Genomic DNA, 2605 nt, shown 5'->3' on the forward strand with positions numbered 1-2605 from the left:
CCGTACTCCGCGGAGTCGAGCAGCCGTAGGGCCTGCCCGCGGTGCTGCGCGGCCGTTTCCGGCGGGTTCTCCCCGGCCCGGGCGAGGTAGGTGCCGTCGCGGTAGATCATGCCGCACCGTCCCGCGTCTCGTCGGAGTCCTGCGCGAGTAGCGGACGGCACTCCCAGCGGACGATCTCCTCGGTGCGCTTCCGCTTCACCGTAGGCACCGCGGCCATCGCCTCCGGGTCCGGGACCTCTTCGACGACCTCGCGGGTGCCGACCACGATGCGCTCGCACACCTCGTTCCGGCGAGCCAGCACTTCGACCTTGATGCCACCGACGTTGAGCGCAAGGTTATGCCATTGATCATCGATGTCCTTGCTGACCGTCGCCCCGTGGCGCTTGGCGATCCGTGCGATGTGCCCGAGTTCGGCTGCCCGGTCGCCCCATCGAAGGTGGGCGCGGATTCCGGAATGGGTGAGCGCGTAGTTGAAGTTCTCCGCCAGCTTCGGGTTTGCCTCGATCATGTCGGCAAGGGCACGGAGACCGGCGGCCTGCTGAGCCGCGAGGTTCGTATGGCTGTTGCTCACTGCTCGGCCTCCTTGCTGGCCTGCTGGTTGTCCTCGGCGATGATCTGCGCAGCCCAGGTCTCGACCTGATCGGCCATCAGATGGCGGGCCTCACGGACGTAGCGGGCGGCGATACCCCGGTACTTGGGCGCGCCGGGCGTGGTGGTGTGGAAGGCGATCGTCACGGTCCGACGGAAGCGCATGTCGACGAGCTGCCACTGCGTCAGGTCGAAGGTCAGAGTGGTGCCCGTGAGGGTGACGTCGGGGACCGCGACCACCTCGCCGCCGTAGTCGTAGAAGGGGCTTGGGGTGTTGACGATGAGCCCGTTGTCGGCGACGGACTGGATGCAGTTTCCGGTCGCGGTGCCACCGTTGGCGGGCCAGGAGAGGTGGCAGTCAAGGTTGAGGATGGTGTTCTCAGCCATGGATGGTCCTTCGGGTGGTTTGCGTGGCGGCGTAGGCGATGCGCATGACGTTGGTGCGCACGCGTTCGGCGATCCGGTTCTGCTCGGCCGTGTCGGGCTGGTGTTCGCCGAGGTTTCGGCAGCCGATGAGGGCGGTGTCGACGATGTGGTCGACGACCGCGCCGAGCTGTACGCGGAGAAGATGGTTTTCGCACTGGGCTGCGGCGAGTTGCTGGCGCAGGGCGGCGACGGTGGTGTCAGCGGATACGGTCGGGGCGCTCATCGGGCACCGCCGGCGGGTTCGTTGAGTACCGTTGCCGTGGTGACCAGCTCCCACCCGCTGCCTCGCACCGTGCCGATGTGGAGGGATGAACTGCGGACCTGGGGGTCGTCGAACATGACGGCCCATCCGGTGGGAACGGGGGTGGCGCTGCGGATGATGCCCTGGAACTCGTGACGCGTGGTACCACGCCAGTCGGTGTAGGTGCGGGTGATGCGCACTCGCTGACCGGCCTTGATGTCGCGGGCGCTCACCGGGCGCCCCTACGGTCCTGCGCCTTCCGGCGGTGGTTCTTCGCTGCGTTCCGAAGGATGTGCGCAACGTCGTCGAGCAACATGATGCTGCCGGGGCCGTACTCGGCGAACGTGTTGGCGAGCCGCTCGAGCTCGGCCGCAGCGAACTCGCGTGCTTCCGGTGAAGGCCGTTGCATAGGCTGTTGGCGGGCCATGAGAATTCTGTCCTCTCTGGTCAAGGCCGGTCGTTCCGGGTGCCGTCCGGGCGGCCGGCCGCCCTGCTTGTTGTGGGGTTGGGGGTCCGGTCCGGCCGCGGAGGGGGCAACACGGCCGGACCGGAGGTCTGCTAAGCGCCGGTGACGGTGATGACGCCCAGGCGGGCCAACTCGGCGGTGACCTCGCGGCGCACCTGGTCGCGCTCGGCCGACTTCGCGGCCTTGGCGGCGGTCTTGGGGCTCTTGGTGGGGTGCTCGCGGCGGGCGATCTGCCCGTAGAGCCTGTTGGTGTGCATCGAAATCTCCCTCTCGATGAGGAGTCGGTGACCGTTCGCGCAGGACACACTTTATGTCAACTACCGTAAACAAACAAGGGGGTGGGTCTTGGTTCCATCAGGTGAAGAAGCCCCCCGGGCAGGGGGCGGGATCGGACAAGAGATGCGGGGGACACACAGGGGAGGGCGTCAAGAAGACCGTCGATTGCCTTGCTGGCGGCCGAGTGTCAGCGGAGGCGAGGGGGGAAAGGGGCAAAACGGGTGAAGGCTTCTGCGCGATCTCAGGGTTTCTCGGTCAGACTGCGCGCAGGTTCCGGGCTCGGGCGTAGTGCGGTGCCCACTGCAGGTACACGTCACCGCACCGGCCCTGCCGGTGTTTGGCGATCATGAACATGATCTCGCCGTCGTGGTCTGGCGCCGGGTCCTTCCACAGCAGGGCGATGATGTCGCTGTCCTGCTCGATCGCGCCGGACTCGCGAAGATCGCCGATCGTGGGGCGCTTGTCCGTACGCTGTTCCGGGCCGCGGTTGAGCTGGCTCAAGGCCACGACCGGCACCCGTAGCTCCTTTGAGAGGAGCTTCAGTTCGCGGGAGAACTGGGCCACCTGCTCCTGGCGTGGCAGGCGGGGATCTGCGCCGTTCATCAGCT

7 protein-coding genes are annotated in these 2605 nt (G+C 67.2%); all 7 read right to left on the reverse strand.

All coding sequences use genetic code 11. From position 1 onward, the window contains the following. Positions 1 to 106: 106 nt before the first annotated feature. Positions 107 to 571, reverse strand: a complete 465-nt coding sequence (locus tag IEY55_RS31545) for a hypothetical protein (RefSeq protein ID WP_189062244.1) — start codon at positions 569 to 571, stop codon at positions 107 to 109. Then, positions 568 to 975 (reverse strand): hypothetical protein, encoded by a 408-nt coding sequence (locus tag IEY55_RS31550; RefSeq protein WP_189062245.1) that lies wholly within the window; start codon positions 973 to 975, stop codon positions 568 to 570. Before IEY55_RS31550 ends, IEY55_RS31545 begins: the two co-directional genes overlap by 4 nt. After that, positions 968 to 1237 (reverse strand): hypothetical protein, encoded by a 270-nt coding sequence (locus tag IEY55_RS31555; RefSeq protein ID WP_189062246.1) that lies wholly within the window; start codon positions 1235 to 1237, stop codon positions 968 to 970. The genes IEY55_RS31550 and IEY55_RS31555 overlap by 8 nt, the downstream gene beginning before the upstream one ends. Then, complete coding sequence (locus tag IEY55_RS31560; RefSeq protein ID WP_189062247.1) at positions 1234 to 1488, reverse strand: hypothetical protein; 255 nt, start codon at positions 1486 to 1488, stop codon at positions 1234 to 1236. Before IEY55_RS31560 ends, IEY55_RS31555 begins: the two co-directional genes overlap by 4 nt. Beyond that, a complete protein-coding gene (locus IEY55_RS31565; RefSeq protein ID WP_189062248.1) occupies positions 1485 to 1682 on the reverse strand; it encodes a hypothetical protein in 198 nt (65 codons plus the stop codon). Before IEY55_RS31565 ends, IEY55_RS31560 begins: the two co-directional genes overlap by 4 nt. 131 nt (positions 1683 to 1813) lie before the next feature. Then, on the reverse strand, positions 1814 to 1978 hold the full coding sequence (locus tag IEY55_RS31570; RefSeq protein ID WP_189062249.1) for a hypothetical protein: 165 nt from the start codon (positions 1976 to 1978) through the stop codon (positions 1814 to 1816). A gap of 274 nt (positions 1979 to 2252) precedes the next feature. After that, positions 2253 to 2605 (reverse strand): DnaB-like helicase C-terminal domain-containing protein (locus tag IEY55_RS31575; RefSeq protein WP_189062250.1); only part of this gene is annotated, 353 nt, incomplete at its 5' end.

The sequence above is a fragment of the Longimycelium tulufanense genome (assembly GCF_014645795.1).
In the GTDB taxonomy this organism is placed as follows: Bacteria; Actinomycetota; Actinomycetes; order Mycobacteriales; family Pseudonocardiaceae; genus Longimycelium; species Longimycelium tulufanense.